Below are 1,203 nucleotides of genomic sequence, written 5' to 3'. Positions count from 1 at the left end.
CCCGTGGGGCGGCGACCGGCGCGGCGGCGACGCTGCTGCGCACGATGGCGACCGAGCCGGGCGTCAGCATGCGGTAGTCCAGGCCGGTGCCGGCGAGCAGCGCATGCAACTGCTGCGGCGGCGTCAGGCCGGCCGGGGCACCGCTGCTGCGCAGGCCTTCGGCCAGCGCCGGGTCGTACATCAGTTGCAGCCCGCTGCTGCGCGCGAACTGGTCCAGCGCCTGCGCCAGCGGCATGGGCGCGATGGCCGAGGCGGTGGCGGCGGGCGCCGACCAGGCCGGCAACGAGGACGTGCAGCCCAACAGCAGAGCGATGGAGACGACGAGAGGCTTGCGCATGACGATCACACCGGAGGGGAGGAAGGGCGGGCCCGCGCGTGCTGCGCGACGGCCATGCTTCCTAGGAGTGCCCCGGTGCGCCGTGCGGCTACCGTCGATTGCATGAATTTTTTCTTACAGCGGTGCCGGTGCGTGGCGGATGGTCACCGCGTGCGCATCGCGCTGCACCTGCACGTCCGGCAGGCTGCCGAGATAGGCGACGAAGGCCTCCGGATCGCGCAGGTGGAACACGCCGCTGACCCGCCGCGCCGCCAGCGCCGGGTCGGCGATGCGCAGCGGCTGCGTGGTGTAGGCGTTGAACAGGCGCGCCACTTCGCCCAGGCTGCGATCGTGCACGCCGACCTGCGCCGGCAGCCAGGCGGTGGCGTCGGCGATGTCGGCGTGGTCGCGCCGCGCCAGCACACGGCCCTGCGCATCCACCCGCGCCTGCTGGCCGCCGCCCAGGTCGGCCAGCGTCGTCCCCTCCGACGGCAGGTTGCCGCGGTGCCACCACGCCGGGGTATCGCGCGACACCTGCACCCGCCCCTGCAGCACGGTGACGCGTGCACCACCGGCCTGCGGGTCGACCCCGAACACGGTGCCGACGTCGCGCAGCACCAGCGCGCCGACGCTGACCCGCAGCGGCCGCGCCGGATCGTGGCCGAGATCGAACACCGCCTTGCCGCGCAGCAGGGCGATGTCGCGACGCTGCGTGCCGTAGCGCACCGCGATCGCGCCACCGCGCTCCAGTTGCACCACGCTGCCGTCGTCCAGCGCGACGCTGCGCGGCGCGTCCGATGGCGCTGCGTACACCGTCGCCAGCACCTGCTCCGGCGCGCTCAGGCGCAGCGCCACACCCGCGGCGGCCAGCGCGAGCACGGCGGCGG

General features: G+C 74.6%; 2 protein-coding genes. Both read right to left on the bottom strand.

Annotated features, from left to right (window positions below; translation table 11 throughout):
• Positions 1-337: STN domain-containing protein (locus D183_RS0106995; protein ID WP_026144268.1), on the bottom strand; the 337-nt coding region annotated here is incomplete at its 3' end.
• A gap of 114 nt (positions 338-451) precedes the next feature.
• Positions 452-1,203: FecR family protein (locus D183_RS24175; RefSeq protein WP_017908378.1), on the bottom strand; the 752-nt coding region annotated here is incomplete at its 5' end.

This window comes from Xanthomonas sp. SHU 199 (assembly GCF_000364665.1).
Classification (GTDB): domain Bacteria; phylum Pseudomonadota; class Gammaproteobacteria; order Xanthomonadales; family Xanthomonadaceae; genus Xanthomonas_A; species Xanthomonas_A sontii.
The sequence above is the reverse complement of the archived record's forward strand: the minus strand, read 5'-3'. Positions and strand labels throughout refer to the sequence as shown.